The organism is Methanoplanus limicola DSM 2279, assembly GCF_000243255.1.
In the GTDB taxonomy this organism is placed as follows: domain Archaea; phylum Halobacteriota; class Methanomicrobia; order Methanomicrobiales; family Methanomicrobiaceae; genus Methanoplanus; species Methanoplanus limicola.
On the sequence record NZ_CM001436.1, the window covers coordinates 835123 to 855272 of the forward strand.

Here is a 20150-nt window from a genome sequence, read left to right on the forward strand (position 1 = left end):
CCTGTATTAATTATTTGTCGCCGGAGAAAAATGAAGTTAACCTCCGGCCTCCTGTACAGCAGAGTGATGCAGTGCCCTTATATTTCCGGCAGTGTGGGGATGAAACCACAATGCAGGAAAAAACGGATCAGAAAAATATATGGAATTTTCAGATAACCGTAACACTCTTTGCCAGATTTCTTGGCTTGTCAATATCCCGGCCAAGAATCACGGCAGACTGGTATGCAAGCATCTGAAGCACAACAATCACAGCAAGCATCTCTCCAAGAGGAGTTGACTTCTTCACATAAATGCAGACATCTGCAACATCATCGAGGTCCTCATCACCCTCAGTGCCTACTGCAATTACAGGAGCACCCCTCGCCTTCATCTCCTTAATATTGGAGAGCATGACAGGATAGGATACATCCATTGTGCAGACCGCAACAATTGGTGTTTCTTCACATAAAAGAGAGATTGGCCCGTGTTTTAATTCTCCGGCGGCATAGCCCTCTGCATGAATATAGGTAATCTCCTTTATTTTAAGAGCACCTTCCAGCGAAACAGGATAATATAAACCCCTCCCTACATAAAAAATGTCAGAAGCACCGGCACACATCTCAGCCCCTTCAGAGACATCAACCAAAAGGGCATCCTCAATAACCTTGTGAATCTCATCGAGGTCCTCTTTGATACTCCCGTTACAGAGTTCCCTCAGGACTGACATGAAGACTGCAACCTGGGCAGTATAGGACTTTGTTGCCGCAACACTGATCTCAGGCCCGGCTCTTGTACATAATGAGTAATCCACAACCCTTGTAACCGAACTTCCGACCACGTTTGTGACCGCCGCAGTGGTGCAGCCGAATGCTTTTGCCATATTCAGAGCCGCAATAGTATCAGCAGTCTCACCTGACTGCGTGACTGCAATTACAACCGAACCTCTTCTCGGCCTGAAGAAACGGCATTCTGAAGCGACCTCGACCCGTACAGGAGTGTCACAGTGCATCTCCATTAGGTACCTGAATAAAAGACCTGCATTGTACGATGTCCCGCATGCAATTACGCAGATCTCTTCGGCAGACTTTAACTCGCTGATGAAATCAGGATCTATCTCACTGTTGAATGTCCGGTAAAAGACGTCAGGCTCTTCATAGATCTCCTTCTGCATATAGTGGTCAAAACCGCCCTTCCTGGCCGAATCGATCTCCCAGTCGATAACGTCGGTCACAATCGCCTTTGAAACTCCGGAATTAAAGACAGAAGCGCCATTGGAATCAATGGATATTATATCCCCGTCATCGACATAATAGACATTACGGGTATATTCAAGGATAGGGGTGACATCAGAAGAGGCAATAATCTCAGCATCGCCAATTCCTATAACAAGGGGGTTTTTATCCCTTGCAGCAACAATCCTGTCCTCCCCGGCAACAACCGATAAAAATGCATATGCGCCCTCAAGATACTCTGTCGCCCTTGTTACAGCTTCCAGCAGATCACCGTTATAATACTTCCCGATGAGATGGGCTATGACCTCACTGTCAGTATCCGATTTAAAGATGCAACCTTCCTTAATCAGCATTGATTTAAGGGACATATAATTCTCTATAATGCCGTTATGGACAATGGCAATCCTTCCGGTGCTGTCCGTATGAGGGTGGGCGTTAATCTTATCCGGAATTCCATGTGTTGCCCACCGGGTATGCCCAATACATACAGTGCCTCCTGTACCGCAGATCTCACCGGATGACTCGGATATGCGTCCGGCGCATTTGTAGACTTTCACCTCCTCATCCACAGTTGCAATTCCAAAAGAGTCATAACCGCGGTATTCAAGCTTTTTTAAACCCTCGATTACAACATCCGATGCATTGCGATAACCAAAATAACCGACAATCCCACACATATTTATCACCTCACTATCGAGTTTTCAGGAAGAATGCCCTCAATCGTCCTTCCGGTCTCTATTTTACTGCCGGAACCTGAAATTGCACCTTTAAAGATTGTAAAAGGCGCCGCTTCAACACCGTCACCGAGAATAGCTCCAAACCTGCCATGTATCAGGCCGCTTTCGGTCTCAACGAGCGATCTTGTGCTGACTGTAGATATATGATCCAGAAGAATACAGCCGGAACCAATAACAGAATCCTTAACCAGCGAATGTGTTCCGACAACACAGTCTTCCATCACAATCGAATTTTCAATGCAGGTGAATGCCCCGATCTTCGTCCGGTTGCCAACCGAAACTCCGGGCATGATACATGAATTAGGCCCTATCTCACAGCCCTCACCAATAATTGCAGGACCCTGGATAACCGCACCGGGAGCAATTGTTGTATCCTTACCAATGCTCACCTTTCCGCTTATAACAGCATTTCGGCTGATCTTTCCGGAAAGCTGAGGCGTTATCATCCTGAGAGTCCTCTCATTCATACGAAGGAGATCCCAGGGATATATGGCATCTCTCCAGCATTCAGTGGTAATTGCCGTAAAAAGTTTTCCGCTTCTCTTCAGGTATTCTATAATCTCCGGTATTTCACACCTGTCAAGAAATCCGAATATTTCCCGGTCAAGGGAGAAAATTCCTGTGCTGACCAGGAAACTCTCAGTTTCGCCGGGTTTCTCACGTATGCCTGAGATTTTACCGTCTGATATCTTCACAACACCGAAATTTGAGGGGTACGGATGTCTGGAGATTAAAACCGCATTTCTCTCATTTTTAATCCTGGAGACAGATTCAGCATCTATGTAATTGTCTCCCGGAAGAAGAAGGAAATGATCTTTAACCAGATCCTTTGCGCAGAGAAGTGCGTTTGCAGTTCCTATCTGCTTTTTCTGTGTGACAATCGTAACAGGATAATCTGTATTGTTGAGGTGGCGGATGAGCTGCTCACGCCTGTAACCCACAACAACAATAATATCATTGATTCCGTTTTTAACAAGGGCATCAAGGACATAGTCGATTATCGGTTTGTTCGCAACCGGAATCATAACCTTGGCAATTCCCCTTGTAAGCGGCCTTAACCTATGGCCTTCTCCTCCTGCCAGTACTACTGCCTGCATAAGTTTCACCGTCCGTATTTTGTATTGTCCGAAATTTTTCCTTCAACGAGGGTGCAGGGCGCTATTGCAGCACCGCTTCCGATTATCGCGCCCGGATTTACGGATGAGTTGATGCCGAAGAGAACACCGTCACCGACAACCGCACCGAACTTTCTCCTCTTTGTGTTTCTGTCGCCTGCCATGATGTCCCTCTTGTCATGCCTTAGATTTGCGATCTTTGAACCTGCCCCGAAGTTGCATTTTGAGCCGATTACACTGTCGCCAATATAATTGAAATGAGGGATTTTCGTATCCGGAAGAATTACCGAGTTTTTAAGCTCAGATGAATGGCCGACATGGCAGTTGTCACCAATTGAGGTTGCACCGCGGATATATGCATGAGGCCCGACTGTACAGTTTTCACCGATTACACACGGCCCTTCAATATATGTCCCGGAACGTATTGTACTCCCTTTACCAAGGTATACCGCACCTTTCAGCACAACAAAGTCCTCAACCTCACCCTCAATATTTCCTTCTAAATTCTCAAGCATAGCAGCATTGGCATCGAGAAGATTCCAGGGTTCACCCACATCACCCCATTCAGAGAGAGCATAGGTTGTCAGATTTCCGGTTGATACATATTCCATAAGGGCATCGGTAAGCTCAAATTCACCCCTCTCTGAGAGTTCAAGATTGGAGATTATACCAAATATACCCGGTTCAAGGAGATATGCCCCCGCATTTATGAGATCACCCTTTGGTTCGGAAGTCTTCTCAAATATGCCGGTTACCCTTTTGCCCTCTGTTGTTATGACCCCGTAGTCCTGGGGATGAGAACTCTTAAATACGCCCATGCAGGGCGATACAGCACCTGAAAGTCCGGATATATCCTCTGCATTCATCACCATATCTCCGTTTAAGAGGAGAAAATCATCAGATACAAGTCCTTTTACGGCGTTTAAAGCATCCGCAGTACCTCTCTGGCTTCTCTGCACAGCATATCTTATATTTGCCCCGAATTCAGAACCATCGCCAAAATACTCCCTGACAGCCTCTTCATGATAACCAACAACAAATATGAAATCAGTTATACCTGCCTTTATAGCTGAATTCATAAGATGCTCAATCATCGGCCTGTTTGCCAGAGGCAGCATAACCTTTGGCCTTGAGGTCGTAAGCGGCCTCATTCTTTTGCCTTCTCCGGCTGCAAGAATCACACATTCCATATTTAAATCCCTTAATTCCCTCTTAATATTACTTCTTCGCTGCTGACTTCAAAAGGCCAAGGCCTCTCTCCTTCATCCTCTTCGCAGTATCCACTGTTCTCCCTTCGGCTGTAATCCTGACCTTTGGTTCTGTGCCGCTCGCACGGATTAGACACCACCCGTCTTCATCCTCTATCCTTATACCGTCTGTCGGATTTTCTGCGCCAAGTGCTGTCAGGACATCACGCCCGTTTTCACAGAAATAAGAACTCCTGAGTATCGGATAGTCAGGAAGTTCATCAACTGCCTCTGCAATGTCAGTCTCTGAGGCAATCCGGCAGAAAAGCGCCGCTGCATATATGCCGTCCGGACATAGTGAATTTTTCGGGAATATCCAGCTTCCGGAAGGTTCTCCGCCGAAATCTCCCCATGAGAGAAGTTCTTCTGAGACATATGAGTCCCCTACAGGGGTTCTCCTGACTTCTGCTGACTCTTCAATTGCCATTGAGGCATCGGCAGTTGTTACAACCTTTTTTGCACCGGCATACTCTGCAAAAAGGACGAGGAGATGATCTCCTTTAATATAACGTCCCCTTCCGTCTATCGCCATAAAACGGTCTGCATCACCGTCATGAATCAGACCGCCGGAAAAACTGCCGCCTTTAACCATTTTTTTGAGGTAATGAACATTCTCCTCAAGAGGTTCTGAAGGGCGTGGGAATATTCCTGATGGTGTACAGTTTATGCACCGTGCATCCACACCGGCCTCTCTCAGGAGGAGCGGTGTTATAACCGAACCTGCACCTCCCCCGCAGTCAAGAATGACTGAAGTATCACCAATATCAACACTCTTTAAAATGTTCTCTATGTGAGGACGGATAATGTCAGTCTGACGTACTTCGCCCTGCCGTTTCCAGTCGGAATTTTTGCAGGACTTAATATTATCTTCAATTTCGGCCTGCTGTTTCTTTGTAAATGCAGAACCGTCCGGATTTATCAGTTTTATTCCATTGTAATTTTCAGGATTGTGTGAGGCCGTAACTGAGCACCCCGCACCTGCACAACAGTAGTTGATTGCATTTGCGATTGTCGGAGTGGGAGCAATCCCGCCTGAGACAACTTCCGCACCTGAGAAGAGTACCCCTGCTGTAAAGGCATCAGACAACGCAGGGCCGGTTTTTCTGGTATCTGTACCGACAACGATGCTATCCACATTACTGCCGGCGGCAAAACCGGCTTTAAGTCCGATGTCTAAAAGTTCAGGGCCAAATGGGCGTCTTATCCCCGAAGAGCCGAAAAGCATAATTTATGTTTGATTTCATGGATAAAATAACTTGGCGGACGGCCACCATTACAGGCAGCCGTACAGTAATAGGAATTATTTATTCCCATAGGGGCAGAAGTGATTTAAATTCAGAATATTGCAGATTCCGGCAGTTCCAGGACCTGTAAATAAAATTTCCTTCCTGTCCCGGTACTGATCTGTAATTTCAACGCCGCAGTCGCTGATAATACCGTCTGAGGAGATGATGATCAGATCGGACTCTTCAGGGGAGGCAACAGTCTGTGAACTGAGTTTTTCACTCAGAAATGGCATATTTCCGTTTAGGAAGACCTTTTTGTCCCCAATAATCTCCTTAAGCTTCTTGAGGCATTCAGATTCCATACCCTCACTGCAGGGCGAGGAAAGTCTTGTAAAGCACATAAAATTTGTCAGGGAATTGACAAGTGCACAGGCAGCCGTTCGTTTAAGGCCGTCATTCAGTTCAGAATCATACATAAAGGATACCTTTGTCTTCACCTCAAACGGGCACCCGGTTGACATATAAACGCTCTTTCCGCCATATGCAGACTCCAGACATCTGCCTGACGAAAAAGGACATATCCTCCCGCCCTCTTTTATACTGATTACCGCAACTCCGTCATCGCATCCGCTGCCAAATAATTTCTCTTCAAGTTTTTTTACTGCTTCTTCAATGATATTCATAATAATTCATCCTCCGGGTCTGTGAGAATAACCCGTGCCGGGGAACCGTCAAGTCCATTCAGACGTAATGGAAGTGCATACATAAAATATGAACCGCTCTTAACATCCGAGAGGTTCAGCAGTTCAATTATCGGAATATTTTCAGAGAGTATGATCCGGTGATTCTCTCCACTCCCCCCGTATGGATCAACTGACGGTGTGTCAATGCCAAACGAGAGCAGACCGGCATCAGCAATCATCCGGGCGGCACCCTCAGAGAGATAGGGATAATCCTCCCGGAATTTATCCTCATACGAAAATCCGGTCTTTATAAGCAGTCTTTTGCAGTTTTCATTTCTCAGCTCAGACAAAAAACATTCTGCTGCAATCTCACCACATTTAACACCGGAATCCACCACAACAACCGGTCCGATCAGCCTGAAGGGATCTATCATATCAACAGAACATCCTTTTGGCAGGTAATGCCTTGGTGCATCAATATGCGTACCGCTGTGCGAGCACATACTAATCTCTGATACCATGCAGTGATCTGTAGTCTGAGAATAAATTTCAGCCGCCGGATCTCCCGGATAAGCCATAAGTCTATCACAAACCTTCCGGGTCACATCATAAACTGCCATAAGACACAAGAACCAATTTTTCCGAAAAAAAAGGAAATTACCAAATTAAAATAATAAATCAATACACTTTAAAATCCGGACTCTGACGCATCAATAGCATCATCTATCTGCTTCTGAAGCTGCTCAGGAAGCCCCTTTATCCTGACATCAAGGAAACCGCGGACGATAGTTGCCGTTGCCTCCTCTTCATCAAGACCTCTTGCCATAAGGTACTCAATCTCATCCTTTGCAATCTTTCCTACAGCCGCCTCGTGTGAAAGTTCGGTCTGCTTAAGCCGACCTTCAATTTCAGGAACAGCGTGGATAAGACCATCTTTTAGTATCAGACCCTTACACTCGATATGGCCCTTTGTATCCTCCTCTGCACCGATTATATGAGACCTTGATATGACGTCCCCTCCGGTTGTGATAACCCTTGAGATCAGTTCGGCACCTGAACCTTTACCGTCTAAAACAGCCCTCTGACCAAGGTCCAGTTTTGAGCCTTCAGGTGCAAGGATAACTGAATTAAACCTTGCCACTGAGTTTTCACCCTTAAGGTATGCAACCGGATACATCTGCACTTCACCGACCGGTTTTAAACTGACATAATTGGAGAGAAATGTCCCGCCTTCACCAATCTCAGTGGCGCTTCTTGGGAATACATTGATATTCTCGCCCCAGGTGTGAATCATCGTATTGCTGACAAGGGCATCTTTACCCACATAAATCTCAGTAATGCCATAATGTGTCCCTTTCTGACGGCCAAGGCTGCTCGTACATCCTGTAATTAAATGAAGCTCAGCACCTTCCTCGGCAATAATTATATTATGAACGGTCTGAATCTCAGATTTCTGCATAAAAAGACAGGACTGAAGAGGAAATATATTTCTGCTGCCTTTTTTGGCAATAACGGCAAAGCCCCTGACACCATCCTCAGCTTCTTTTCCGGCGACAAATTCGGTATACTGATCCTTATCCTTCTTCACCAGGTTCCAGCAGTAATTCTTCAGCCAGTCATATTTTTTAAGGGCAATTTCAAGAGGGAGCATCTCTATCCCCTCTATCTTTGAAGAGGAATGATGAATGTGCTGATCTGTCTGGATGAATGTGCCGGATCTGTGTTCAGATGAGAATTCAATCCCGGAAAGTTTGATTCTCTCCCGATCTTCCGCCGAAATATCCGGATTTATAATATCTTCTGGCATCTAATGCACTCCTGGTAGCCTTTTTCCTGAATAACCTTTAAAATCTCTCTCGGATTGCCGTCACACTTAATCTCACCGTCACAGAGCATATGCCCCGCATCAGCATCAATATAGTCCAGAATATACCCGGTATGTGTAATAATCAGTCCTGATTTATGCCGGTTAATTATGTGTCTGTCCTTCTCCACAAGCATTGCAATAGACTTCCCGATGAGTGAGATATTTTCCAGATCCACCCCACTTTCAGGCTCATCAAGCATTACAAAATCCGGCTGCTGAATCATTAACTGGAGAACTTCACTTCTTTTTATTTCACCACCGGAAAAACCTGAATTTACATCCCGGTCAAGGAAGTCATCCATATGCATCTTTTTTGCATATTCTTCAATAACCTTCCTTTCTGCACCGGAAAGGGCCTGCAGAAGTTTTCCAAGTTTCAGGCCTGAAATAGTCGGAGGGCGCTGAAACATAATTCCCATCCCATATCTGGCCCTCTCATGCATAGGGAGTTCAGTCACATCACGGCCCTTAAAAAATATCCGGCCCTCAGTGACATCATATCCTGAAAAGCCCATTGCTGCCCTTAGAAGAGTTGTTTTTCCGGAACCGTTCGGCCCCATAAGAACATGTGTCTCTCCTTCCTTTATATGAAGGTTTAAGTCATGCAGGACTTCCCTGCCCTCAACATTCACATGGAGATTCTCAATTTTAAGCACTCATATCACATCCATTTCTCATCCGGAATATTTTTTCTTACTGCCCGTCCCTCATAAGCATATATTTTTTCAGACATTGTCTGAAATACTCTGCTTATTTGTGACTCTTATGAATAAAATTTCCGGCTGTAACATAAATCTCTTTAGTCTTTTTGAGACTAATAATATATCCATGTCGTCATTTAGTCATAATTTAAGGTTTTTTTACTTTCACCCTGCGCACGGCCAAATGACTTATACCAGGCCTTAAATAAATGCAGATATGAGCCAGACATTCTATCTGCTTGCAGAAAGGGCAAAGAACTATTCATCATCCGAAAGTAAAAGAGAATATTCAAAGCGAAAAGCAATGAAAGAAACGGAGAAAGACCACAGCAGTCCACACAGGAACTGCAGAAATTCCGGTGAAAAAAGAAGAGGCGACGGCATTATAATATGCGTATAACCGGCATATGAACCGTGCCGGAGATATGTTGTGAAGAATATAATACAGAAAAACCACTGAATTACTGTCTTAAGCGGCGTGAACTGACTTCAGCCTGCGCAGGAGGAATTCACGCCTTAAAAGTCAAAAATCAGGACTCCATCTGAATTCTTCTGTTGATAATTCTCCATGACAGCAGAAGCTGAATCATTTCAGTTGCGGTTACATAATCCCGGCCTTCAAATAATGAAACAGGCGAAACTCCGGTCTGCTCCTCAATATTTAATTCCAGGCATCTGATAACATCGTACTGGAATTCACCGTCAAGCGAGAGTGCACCTATCTTTTCTCCACCCCTCTCAGTCACCCTGAAATCAAACCTGAAATTCCTGTCTGCCAGTGAATTAATAGCAAAAAGGTCAAAATTGAGGCAGATATTTTTAACAGTCTTATCAAGGCGTTTCTGATATAATGTAATCTTATAAACCCCTCTGTCCTTTAGTGAGGGACTGTCAAAGGATGAATCAGATATTTCAATTAAGGCATCAGCAGATTCTGACTGCGGGAGGACAAAGTTCTCATAATCTTTTCTTCTCGCCTCAAGTTCAGAGAGAACATCCTCTTTATCATAACCTCTGGCATTGACATCACGCTTTATCTTCCATTCATACTTCACATTCGTTTCAGGATTAACATATATGGAAAAATCAGTCAGACTTTTCAGTTTTGGAGTTGCAAAGGCATGCAGACCCTCCATAATAAGTATCTTTGATGATGAAAAAGGAACAGGTTCATCAAATTTCCCAGTCTTATGGTTGTAAACCGGCTTTAATATCTCTTTTCCGGATTTCAGATCAGAGAGATGCTCTTCAAGGAGACTGAAATTGTTTGCATCCGGATGAAGAGGTGTGATATTCTTCTCTTTCCTCTCTTCCCTGTCAAGAATATGATAATCATCAAGCGTAATTGTAGAGACAAAGGAAGGCCCGAATATCTCCCTTATTGCATCAGTAAATGTAGTCTTGCCGGAACCTGAATCACCCGAAACTCCGATTACAAAAATTAAACCGGAATTTTCAATAATTTTCTTCAGATTAATCCCTTTTCCGGAAGAAGAGAAGCAATATTCATCATCACCGGAAAAACGGTTTCTACATTTCCCGGACTCGCTCAGATATTCATCAATGCAGGACATAACGAATTAGAATAGGATTTTCTGCATTATAAATAATAGCCAGACAGAATATAATACGTCAGGCCCTTGTGCACACAAAAAAATATATTCAAATCAAAAAAACCTGATATTATCAATTCAGGGCATTAAGGCAGTTATAATCAGAATATTTTGAAAAATTTCAGCAGGATATCTCCTCCGGAAAGCATGAAGCGCCGTAAACCGGAAGATAATTATAACCAAAGACCCCATTATCACAAACCACATGCATATACGCATATCGTTAATAGGGTGCGAACCCAGATATCATATAGAAAAATTATCCTGCTGCAATAATCACAGGTACAGTTTTTATACATATAAAATACGGCAGCAGACAGATATTCAGACTGATATACGGAAGGATAAGAGAAGATATTAAAAATAAATGTGATCTGAAAGGAGACAATATGTACATAAACAATGACCAATTACCGGAGATTATACGCAGAGAGATAACAGGGTTTGCAGAACCTGAAAACGCAGACAAACTTATCAGCATCATGGAAGTGATAAAAGATGATCCAAGGGGAGTTACAATAACACAGTTATCAGACACACTTGACATCAACAGAAATACAATAAGAAAGTATGCCATGGTGCTTGCAGCAGCGGGATATATAGAGGCAAGATCGTGCGGGCATACAAAAATATACAATATTTCAAAGAGAATTCCGGTAATTACAGTCATTGAAAATATATTTGAAGGACTATTCGTTCTCAACTTCAGGGATGAAGTCACATACTACAATAAATCAATGGAGACAATCATTGATGAACTGATACCTGGCGGAAAAATGACAACTGAAGAGAAGATCTCCGCCTTCATATCACGAAATGAAATAGGGGCGGAAGTCATTGAATCAAGAAAAAAAGCATTTAATGAACCGGATTCAGACTGTATCTCAATAATAAAGATGCCTGCTGAAGGATACACAGCAAAAGTAATTCATTCTGTAAACCTTGAAGGAGAATCAATCACACTGATTATGATGATAAAATCCCACAATGAGAATCTGAACCAGAAAATTCAGACAGAGTATCAGGCCCTATAAATTCAGGACTACAGATAAAGGGGACATATATTCAAAAAAACACATAGTAAATCAGAAAATATTATCCGGCAGCCACCATGACACTGACATTATTATCCGGCTTTCCGGGAATAAAATTTTCCGGATAATACCGGCACAATCAAATCAGGCATCCAAAACAGAAAAATAAACAATTATTGTCCTCTTTTTTAAGCAGACTCTGACGCTGCAATATATATAAAAGACCAAAAACCCGCATAGGGATCAGGTCAATATACCTTCAGATAAATAGCATAACAGAAAGAATAATAATGACAAAGGGATTAGACATGGCACAACAGAAAATGTAGCAGATAAATCAGATAAATGATTAAAAGCGATTTTTTACAGCGAAAAACCGGCATATACCAGTACAGAGCCTTAATAGTAACAGCACTTACAATATCAGCACTAATACTGACAGGTATCTGCCTTTATCTTAAGATAGAGATACTTTTCCCGGAACTCTATCTGATACCAATCTCACTGACTGCACTCTGGTTTCCAAAAAAAGGATTTTATTTTGCAGCACTACTCTCCATTCTGCTGATATTCATATCTGCCATCGTTTCCGAAGATGCATATATAATCTCCATCACAATCATAAAAAGCATAATATACATTGGCATATCTGCAATGATTGCCACAATTTCACTTGCAATCAGGGAAGACTCAGTCAAATATTCACACCTTTTTGAAAGTTCAGGTGCAGCTACAGCAATTACTGACAATTCAATGAATATTATTCACTGCAACTGGGATTTCTCAAAACTTACAGGTTACAGTTTAAAAGAACTGAGAAGAATCAGCTGGAATGACCTGCTTGATGATGAGTCAGTGAGAATCATAAATAAACTGATCAAAGAAAATGATGACGATGAAGAGAACATTTCGTCCGGATTTACTGAATTCACATCCGGAAAAGGAATAGAACTTAAGCTTAATGCAGCAAAAAGCAAAAAATACTACGTTATTGCAAAAGCCAGGTACATATCAGAACTAAATATTATACTCATATCATTCATCGATATAACAGATAAAAAAAGGACTGAAAAAATCCTTAAAAGAAGCAAGAACAGATTTCAGAAGTTATTCCAGCAGTCAACAGATGCAATAATAATCCACTCGGCACAAGGAAAAATATATGATGCCAATAAACAGGCTTTAATGCTGTTTAATGCTGGATATGACGAAATAAAAAATACGAATTTTGCGGACCTGATAACATTTGAGGAAAAGATAATACCGGAAAGGATAATGGCCGATATGACCTTAAAAGGATATTATAACACTGAAATCACAATTAAAAGAGAGAATGCACCAAGACTGGTCGCTGATTTAAGATCAAGTCTTGTCGATCCCGACACCAAAGTAATCCAGACGATATTAAGAGACATTACATCCAGAAAAAAGAATGAAGAAGCCTTAAATGTAGCATCAAAAAAACTCAGCATACTTGCATCAATTACAAGGCACGACATTATAAACCAGATAATGGTCGCACTTGCAAATCTTGAATTTGCAAAAGAAGACTGCAAAGAGAGAAACATCGAGAAATATCTGAATAATACTGAAAAAGCAGTCCAGATAATTCAGAAACAGATAGAGTTCAGCAGAGACTACCAGGATATGGGTTGTAAACCACCTAAGTGGCAGGACCTGGGAGAAATCATTAAAAATTGCACCAGGACGGTCTCATTAAATCCCGGAGTTAAAATAAATTCTGAAATTAATGGCGTGCATATATTCGCCGATCCCATGCTAGAGAAGATATTTGCAAATTTAATCGGCAACTCCATTATGCATGCAGAAGGACTCTCAGAGATAAGCCTGAGTCTTACCGCAGATGAAGATTCATATATAATATTATACCGCGACAATGGCCCCGGAATTCCGGAAGACAAAAAAGAATTAATATTTAAGGCAGGGTACGGCAGCAATCAGGGATATGGCCTGTACCTCATAAGGGAGATACTCTCTATAACCGGAATTGAGATAAGAGAGACAGGAACTTTTGGTGAGGGGGTAATATTTGAATTAAAAGTGCCCCTGGAAGATATAAGATTTGATACTAACCATTAACTTCAATGCCGGAGAGGAACTGCATTCACAATCAGCAGTTCTGAAATATATTATAAATCTCCGTTAAACTCCGATTATCCCAAAACATTATGCAGTGCAATATAATATCAGAATAAAACAGTTCAATAAATAAGCATTCAAATACAAAATAACTGCATGGAAGAATTACCAGAATATCAGATCTGCGACAACTGCGGAAAGCGGGGAACACCTTACACAAAGACATGCTGGAACTGCCACAAAACATATTTTCCGGAAGGAGAAACTCATTTTCTGAAAACAGAAAATGAAAGCCAGAAAGCCGGCAATATAACCACAGAATCGAGTGAAAACAGTGATAATATCAAAACAGAAGCTGAAACCATAACCCCGTGCAGACTTGAAGAACTTGACCTACCGGGAAGGATATTTGCATACAAACTGCTCTTTGACGGGGAAATGCTCCTTAATTTCTGCGAATGTGATACATGCAGGAGATCATACAGGGAATTTCTGGCATTTGTCAGTGAAAAAGATACAGAAGATCCTGAAATAATAAGGGAAGCAGAAGAAGCAGAGATAAAGAATATTGAGATTGATATCTCAGTATTCTCCTGAAAACAAATATTAACTCAAAATAAAAAAACATATATCTATTTTTTTTACATTCAGACAATTCATCCGGAAAGCACGAAATCAAAATAACTGCCATTGCAATTGCCCCTGCCGGAAAATCATAATTCAGCCATTGCAGATGATTTTCTGATCTCTTAAGAAAAAAAGTGCCGGGTGAATAACCGGCGACCATTTACACCATATCGGTTAAAAGAAGACCATTTTTCTGATGACCGTTTACATCGGGTATGGCATCAGTAATAAAAGAGATAGATCAGGCCCACAGAGACCACCAGAAAGAGAACTGTCATCCCAAAACCGGCACGTATGAAATCAGAATTTTTGTAATTGCCCGGAGATTTAATAAGCGCATTCACCTGATGTGTCGGAAGAAGAAAGGAATTCGATGCACATATCCCGGCAAGCAGTGCCACAGGTGCAGGATTAATTCCGAGATCAGAAGACATCTGAATAAAAATTGGCACAAATACAACCGTGGATGCGATATTGGTCATAATAATCGTTGAAACGGTCATCACAATTCCGGTTGCGACAAGAAAAATCAGAAGATCACCGGCAAGATATGTACCTATAAAACCGGAGATCCATGAGGCAAAACCACTATCCGAGAGAGCGACAGAGATAGGAAATATACCGCCGATTAAGACGATAACTTCCCATTCAACCGACCTGTACGCCTCGTGAGAGGACAGCACCCCAAGAAGTATCATGCCAATTGCACCGATAAGAAAAGAGACTGCAATCGAAAGACCTGTAAATGTCAGAAATATGGAACAGAGGAAACATGCAAGTGCACCTTTTTCCTTTGTTCTGCGGTATGTATCACCCTCAATATGTGTAGTGACAAAGAAATCAGGATCACTGGAAATTTTACGGATATTATCCCAGGGACCATGCGCAACGATTGTATCACCTGCATTGAGGAGCCTGTCAGAAAACTCTGCACTCTCCTCACTCTGTCCGGAGAAAACAATGAGAGGCTCAAGACCGTAAATTTTCCGGAAATTCAGATCATAGATACTTTTCCCGGCAACATGACTCTTAGGCCTGATTATTATCTCTGCAAACCCCACAAGATCGTTTGACATCGAATCTGCAAGTTTTCCCCCCGGAACAATGGTCACACCAAAGTCACTGCAGAATCTCCCGACATCCTCCTTAACCCCCATCAGTGCGAGAATCTGACCGTCTGAAAATTTGGTATGTACCCACGGGGCATACAGCACATCATTGTTCTGGAGCAGGGCAATCAGATGAAGATTATAATTCTTTGACAGTTCTGCCTCCTGCCGGGTTACACCCTTTAAACTGCCGGTACCCACAACCCGCACGTAATAGATGGAAGAGACAAGATTCCAGGATTTAACAATTTTTTCCTGCTCCGGATCGCTCTCCGGATTGTCCGACTCAGGAAGTACATATTTTCCAAAGAAGAAGAAATATGCAACACCTGTTATAACAAGCGCTATACCCACAGGAGTTACATCAAAAAGACCGTAAGGACTGTATCCGGCCGAGGTAAGAAAATCGTTCACCAGTATCAGCGTGGCCGAACCAATCATTGTAACTGTGCCACCAATAATTGCCGCATACCCTATTGGCAGCAGAATTCTGCGTGAAGGAATACCTGTAATCCCTGAGATTCTCATAAGTGCAGGAATAAAAAGGGCAGCAGAACCTACATTCTGCAAAAAAGCAGATATAAACCCCTCAAATATTGAAACAACACCAACAAGCCTCTTCTCATTCCGGCCTGCAATATCCAGAATATATCTGCTTGCCTTTATCATAAGCCCGGTCTTCTGAATCCCGGATGAGATGACCATAACTCCGGCGATAGCAATTACAGCCTCACTTGAAAAACCCTGAAATGCCTCCTGGGGTGATACAAGTCCAAGAATAACAAGTGTTGTAAGGACAATAAGTGCACTTACATCAGATCTCAGAATCTCGGTTACAAAGAGAAAAACTGTCAGTATAAGGACAAAGAGAGTAAGGATAATCTGAATATCCATCAGATTAACCTATAAAGCAGATACATTATTAATATTATCTGACAGCCGGACCAAGTCTATATGTCCCCTTCGGCATCAGTATCTCAAAAATACAGCCACTACCATAAACTCCACATTCACGAATCTGCATATTGTGCATCAGAAGGAGTTCTTTTACAAGAAACAGCCCAAGCCCGGTCCCCTCACCAAAACCTTTCTCAAATATGAGGTCCTTTTTTTCATCCGGAACTCCGCATCCGTCATCAGATACGCACATAACAGCATAATCACCATCTTCCCTGAAGCCGATGGTTATACTGACATCAGGATTTTCTGAATGCCGGAGTGCATTTTCAAACAGCACAGAATATATCCGGTAAAAAAGATTATCTCCAAGGATATTAAGATTCTTAGCATAATCATCTACTGTTAAATTTGTAAACCTCGTCTCCTCAACCGATCTTTCAATGAGCCGGCAGAATGGCTGCCAGGCAGGATCTTCAGAACCAAGCATGCTGACCAGTTTTGTAAATGTAATCTGCTCATAGATATTATCTAAGGCCTTTTCAAGGGAGTTCAGATACAAAGCAGCATCAGAATCGGAGGCAATCTCACCACGGAGAAGATCAGCGTAGCCAAAGGCGGCAGTAAGCTGATTCATTGCATCATGACGGATAACTCCTGAGAAGAGGTTAAGTTTCCGGTTGGCCTCACGGACAGTATTTATTACGGAAACTCTGTCATTTATGTCGAGGTGCACACCGGAAATTCGGGTAGGTTTTCCGCTCTCATCACATTCTGAAACTTTTCCACTGCTGAATATCCATTTCCACGTGCCATCACGGCACAGCATACGGAACTCAGCCTCATAATAAGGGCTGTCACCTGACACATGAGAATTAACAGCATCAATCACTTTATCGTAGTCGTCCGGATGAATAATTCTAAGCCAGTAAGCAGGATCATCAGGTAAATCTTCCGAACCGTAACCGAGCATCTCAGCCCAACGCCGGTTTACAACCTGTGCATAGTCACTAAGATCAGTGTCCCATACACCAAGATCGCTCTCCCAGATAGCTTTAGAAACCCTTTCTTCAGTTTTTTCCGGAGATAAATCATTCTGAGGCATATTATTCCCGTTATTATCTCTTTTATCCTTCAATTCCCGGCACCCCAACAATTACCTGTTATTTATTTCAGAGAATTACTACAGAATATTACTATCATCAGCAAAAATCCCACAAATTATATCTGAATTATATATTGATGAGAAACGCAGTTCACGAGTGACTGTCCGGCACACAAAATATAATGAAATATTCACAGTTAATGGTATTGTGCACCCGACAATATAAAGTACTGACATATGAAAAAATATGCAGTAACCCGTATATTCCCTCAAAAAACGATTAAATAAAAAAATAGATTTTTAAAAAGATTAATCACGCAGATCAGATGAGATTACTGATTTGCGCATATCGCAATGCAATATCATTGGTTCAATCTTTATTATGAATCCTCTTTATTAATCCACTCATACAGGAATACAGCAGCAACTGCACCTAATATCGGGCCAACCAGATAGATTATAAAACTGCCCGTAACATTTGGTCCGCCAAGCAGCAGGTCGCCAATCATAGGGCCAAAAGAACGTGCCGGATTGATCGATGCTCCTGAAATATTCCCTATAGTTGTGATGACTCCGGCAACAGTAAGTCCGATAATAAGGCCTGCAAAACCACTTGGTGCCCTCTCATCAACTGCCACACCCATAATCACCGACATCAGGACAAAAGTCCCTATAAATTCAGCAAGTATTGCCTCACCCATAGATATTCCGGGGAAAGGTGCAGTAGCACCAAGACCGCCGATAAGTACAGCCTGATCTCCGACAGAGAACGCAAAGAGAAGACTTCCAACAACTCCACCAATAAGCTGTGCAATGATATATGCACCCGTATCACCGGCAGGGAACTTCCCTTTAGCCCACAGAGCAATAGTCACAGCCGGATTTATATGCGCTCCGGAAACTCTGCCGAATGCGTAAATTACAGCTGCAATTACAATACCAAATGCCATACCTATAGCAAGCCACGTCGAGAGGCCACCGGCATCACCAATGCCTATGGAATACTCAGATCCACGAACACTGCCCTGTGTGAGCAGCAGTGCAATGACAGCAGAACCTGCACCGAAATAGACCAGAAGTGCAGTTCCAATCAGTTCAGCAACTGATCTTTTTACAAGGGAAACCATGTTAAACCTCAATTCTTCTTCATTGCATTGTGGCAGTCAGGACATAATATTCTTGGCAGAGATTTTGAAATACGGGATGCAGGGAAGGGATAACCTCCCTCCCACACATCATTATCCTCACGGATTGCATGCTCCATGCAAAGACCCATACCGCAGACTATGCACACCGCTACAGCATCAGAGTCAACGCCGTTTTTAGCGCATATGTAGCATTTCATTCACATCACCATTATTTCAGACTGCATCACGATACTGGCAGTACTGGTGCCGGAAGTCAACACAGGAGGCAGAAGCACAGTTCTTGCATGCACGAACCGGAGCAGCTGCGGTATTCTTATCAAGAGCAATGACATTTGTCATCATCGTTGCTGTAATCGGCTCTGATGTGAGCAGGCACGGATAGTCCGCAAGACTCATCATGGCAGCGAACCTGACAGTAATTGCACATGCCGGATAGACATACCTCTGCGGATTCTGAATCACGTCATGATTATCAACAGGAGATAGATCAATATTTAAACCACTGACATTGGGTTTAAGTCCTGCCGGAGTTCCGGCTTTGATCTTTCTCGCCCTGTCCATAATGCCCCATCCGCGGTACACCATATCCATAAAGTCGCAGTTGTGAAGTTCCGCAGCGGCGCCCCTTGTTGGATACAGCTGAACAAAGTTGTGGAACCTCTTTGTCAGTAGTTCAACAACAGAAAGGCCGTTAAAACCATCAAGCTCAAGGATATACTCAGCAGCAGCGGCACTCGAGCCGGTTGCGACACTCAGCACCTGATAGGGACTTTTAAACTTATCTATATTCTGGCGCAGAGAGTTATCAATAACTTCTGTTACCGCTTCAATGATTCCCATTACCATATCATCCTTACACATATTGTATGTGGACTGGGCGATGTGGTGGGCAATATCACCTACACAGTATGCAGGGATAGTGACAATATTTGCATAATGAACCCCGTCATCAAGTGCCGCCATCACGGCAGGCTTAATAGCCTTTTTATAACCGTCCATGTATTTCCGGGGATCAAATGAATTCATACCAAGTGAATCCATAAGATCTGCCTGTGCACTTACAGGCTGTTCATAGATGTACTTCAACTCAGCAATCTCCTTTTCAACAGCAGATGCGAGTGTTGATCCTCCCTCAATTTCATGGGCAAATACATCGCCTGCACCATAGGATGTATTCATACCCCATGACTTTGCGGCAAGGATAGCTTTTTTGTGGTCCTCAGGAATATCGGTCTTCCTCAGGATCTGGTTTACAATATTACTTGTGCTGCCCGGAATCATAGCAAAGTCAACGACACAGGTCGGCCCATAAAATCCGGCATATCTTCGTGCAGATTCAAGACCAATGAGAGCCTCCTCTTTACCAATCTGCTCAATAAACTTATCAACGCTCTTCTTAAATGCGTCATCCTCGGCATACAGCAGTTCAAGCACTGCCGGAGTCTGATAATGCTCAACAAAAGGATCATCCTCAGGCCTGACATAATTGGTAAGTGCCTTTAAATTGTCAAAATGGGCATTGACTGAAATCTTATGCAGCCCAAAAACTGCCTCTGACTGACCATCGGCAACAGTCATCTTATTTACGGCATCAACATATGGCTTACCATCAGCAACTTTGAAATCTTTCCCTCTCTTCTCTTTGAGGATGGAAACATCAGCATACTGTGCCCCCATTGCCTCATTTATCATTTTTTCATATATGGTCATTTCATTATACCTCCATTCAG

At 42.8% G+C, this 20150-nt stretch carries 18 protein-coding genes; 4 read left to right on the forward strand and 14 right to left on the reverse strand.

Annotated features, from left to right (window positions below; genetic code table 11):
• Positions 1–148 precede the first annotated feature (148 nt).
• The 8 genes from glmS to METLIM_RS04070 form a co-directional block, all read right to left on the reverse strand.
• A complete protein-coding gene (glmS, locus tag METLIM_RS04035; protein ID WP_004076640.1) occupies positions 149–1888 on the reverse strand; it encodes a glutamine--fructose-6-phosphate transaminase (isomerizing) in 1740 nt (579 codons plus the stop codon).
• A 5-nt stretch (positions 1889–1893) separates the two neighbouring features.
• The gene (glmU, locus tag METLIM_RS04040) at positions 1894–3045 is read right to left on the reverse strand and encodes a bifunctional sugar-1-phosphate nucleotidylyltransferase/acetyltransferase (protein ID WP_004076641.1); all 1152 of its coding nucleotides are present in this window, start codon (positions 3043–3045) and stop codon (positions 1894–1896) included.
• A 5-nt stretch (positions 3046–3050) separates the two neighbouring features.
• Positions 3051–4253, reverse strand: coding sequence for a bifunctional sugar-1-phosphate nucleotidylyltransferase/acetyltransferase (gene glmU, locus METLIM_RS04045; protein WP_004076642.1), 1203 nt, complete (start codon positions 4251–4253; stop codon positions 3051–3053).
• 28 nt (positions 4254–4281) lie between these two features.
• On the reverse strand, positions 4282–5535 hold the full coding sequence (locus METLIM_RS04050) for a phosphopentomutase/phosphoglucosamine mutase (RefSeq protein ID WP_004076643.1): 1254 nt from the start codon (positions 5533–5535) through the stop codon (positions 4282–4284).
• A 75-nt stretch (positions 5536–5610) separates the two neighbouring features.
• Positions 5611–6219 (reverse strand): hypothetical protein, encoded by a 609-nt coding sequence (locus tag METLIM_RS04055; RefSeq protein ID WP_004076644.1) that lies wholly within the window; start codon positions 6217–6219, stop codon positions 5611–5613.
• Positions 6216–6839: a cyclase family protein gene (locus METLIM_RS04060; protein WP_004076645.1), complete on the reverse strand. Its 624-nt coding sequence runs from the start codon at positions 6837–6839 to the stop codon at positions 6216–6218. Before METLIM_RS04060 ends, METLIM_RS04055 begins: the two co-directional genes overlap by 4 nt.
• Before the next feature lie 68 nt (positions 6840–6907).
• Positions 6908–8026 carry a SufD family Fe-S cluster assembly protein gene (locus METLIM_RS04065; protein ID WP_004076646.1) on the reverse strand — a complete coding sequence of 373 codons (1119 nt, stop codon included), beginning with the start codon at positions 8024–8026 and terminating at the stop codon, positions 6908–6910.
• On the reverse strand, positions 8008–8742 hold the full coding sequence (locus METLIM_RS04070; RefSeq protein ID WP_004076647.1) for an ABC transporter ATP-binding protein: 735 nt from the start codon (positions 8740–8742) through the stop codon (positions 8008–8010). The genes METLIM_RS04065 and METLIM_RS04070 overlap by 19 nt, the downstream gene beginning before the upstream one ends.
• Positions 8743–9004: 262 nt before the next feature.
• On the opposite strand from METLIM_RS04070, the gene METLIM_RS04075 reads away from it, so the two are divergent.
• Positions 9005–9187 (forward strand): hypothetical protein, encoded by a 183-nt coding sequence (locus tag METLIM_RS04075; RefSeq protein WP_048145584.1) that lies wholly within the window; start codon positions 9005–9007, stop codon positions 9185–9187.
• A gap of 130 nt (positions 9188–9317) precedes the next feature.
• Here METLIM_RS04075 and METLIM_RS04080 read toward each other — a convergent pair whose 3' ends face one another.
• Positions 9318–10361, reverse strand: a complete 1044-nt coding sequence (locus tag METLIM_RS04080) for a phosphoribulokinase (protein ID WP_004076648.1) — start codon at positions 10359–10361, stop codon at positions 9318–9320.
• Between the two features lie 428 nt (positions 10362–10789).
• Between METLIM_RS04080 and METLIM_RS04085 the strand changes: the two genes are divergently transcribed.
• The 3 genes from METLIM_RS04085 (at position 10790) to METLIM_RS04095 (ending at position 14131) form a co-directional block, all read left to right on the forward strand.
• A complete protein-coding gene (locus METLIM_RS04085) occupies positions 10790–11434 on the forward strand; it encodes a winged helix-turn-helix domain-containing protein (RefSeq protein ID WP_004076649.1) in 645 nt (214 codons plus the stop codon).
• A gap of 345 nt (positions 11435–11779) precedes the next feature.
• The gene (locus METLIM_RS15400; protein ID WP_004076650.1) at positions 11780–13534 is read left to right on the forward strand and encodes a PAS domain S-box protein; all 1755 of its coding nucleotides are present in this window, start codon (positions 11780–11782) and stop codon (positions 13532–13534) included.
• 156 nt (positions 13535–13690) lie between these two features.
• On the forward strand, positions 13691–14131 hold the full coding sequence (locus tag METLIM_RS04095; protein ID WP_004076651.1) for a hypothetical protein: 441 nt from the start codon (positions 13691–13693) through the stop codon (positions 14129–14131).
• A 251-nt stretch (positions 14132–14382) separates the two neighbouring features.
• Here the strand turns inward: METLIM_RS04095 and METLIM_RS04100 are convergent, their stop codons facing one another.
• The 5 genes from METLIM_RS04100 to METLIM_RS04120 form a co-directional block, all read right to left on the reverse strand.
• The gene (locus METLIM_RS04100) at positions 14383–16164 is read right to left on the reverse strand and encodes an SLC13 family permease (RefSeq protein ID WP_004076652.1); all 1782 of its coding nucleotides are present in this window, start codon (positions 16162–16164) and stop codon (positions 14383–14385) included.
• A 34-nt stretch (positions 16165–16198) separates the two neighbouring features.
• Positions 16199–17305, reverse strand: a complete 1107-nt coding sequence (locus tag METLIM_RS04105; RefSeq protein ID WP_048145586.1) for a PAS domain-containing sensor histidine kinase — start codon at positions 17303–17305, stop codon at positions 16199–16201.
• 347 nt (positions 17306–17652) lie between these two features.
• The gene (locus tag METLIM_RS04110) at positions 17653–18399 is read right to left on the reverse strand and encodes an MIP/aquaporin family protein (protein ID WP_004076654.1); all 747 of its coding nucleotides are present in this window, start codon (positions 18397–18399) and stop codon (positions 17653–17655) included.
• A gap of 8 nt (positions 18400–18407) precedes the next feature.
• Positions 18408–18617: a DUF2180 family protein gene (locus METLIM_RS04115; protein ID WP_004076655.1), complete on the reverse strand. Its 210-nt coding sequence runs from the start codon at positions 18615–18617 to the stop codon at positions 18408–18410.
• A 16-nt stretch (positions 18618–18633) separates the two neighbouring features.
• Positions 18634–20130: a DUF2193 domain-containing protein gene (locus METLIM_RS04120; RefSeq protein WP_004076656.1), complete on the reverse strand. Its 1497-nt coding sequence runs from the start codon at positions 20128–20130 to the stop codon at positions 18634–18636.
• Positions 20131–20150 lie beyond the last annotated feature (20 nt).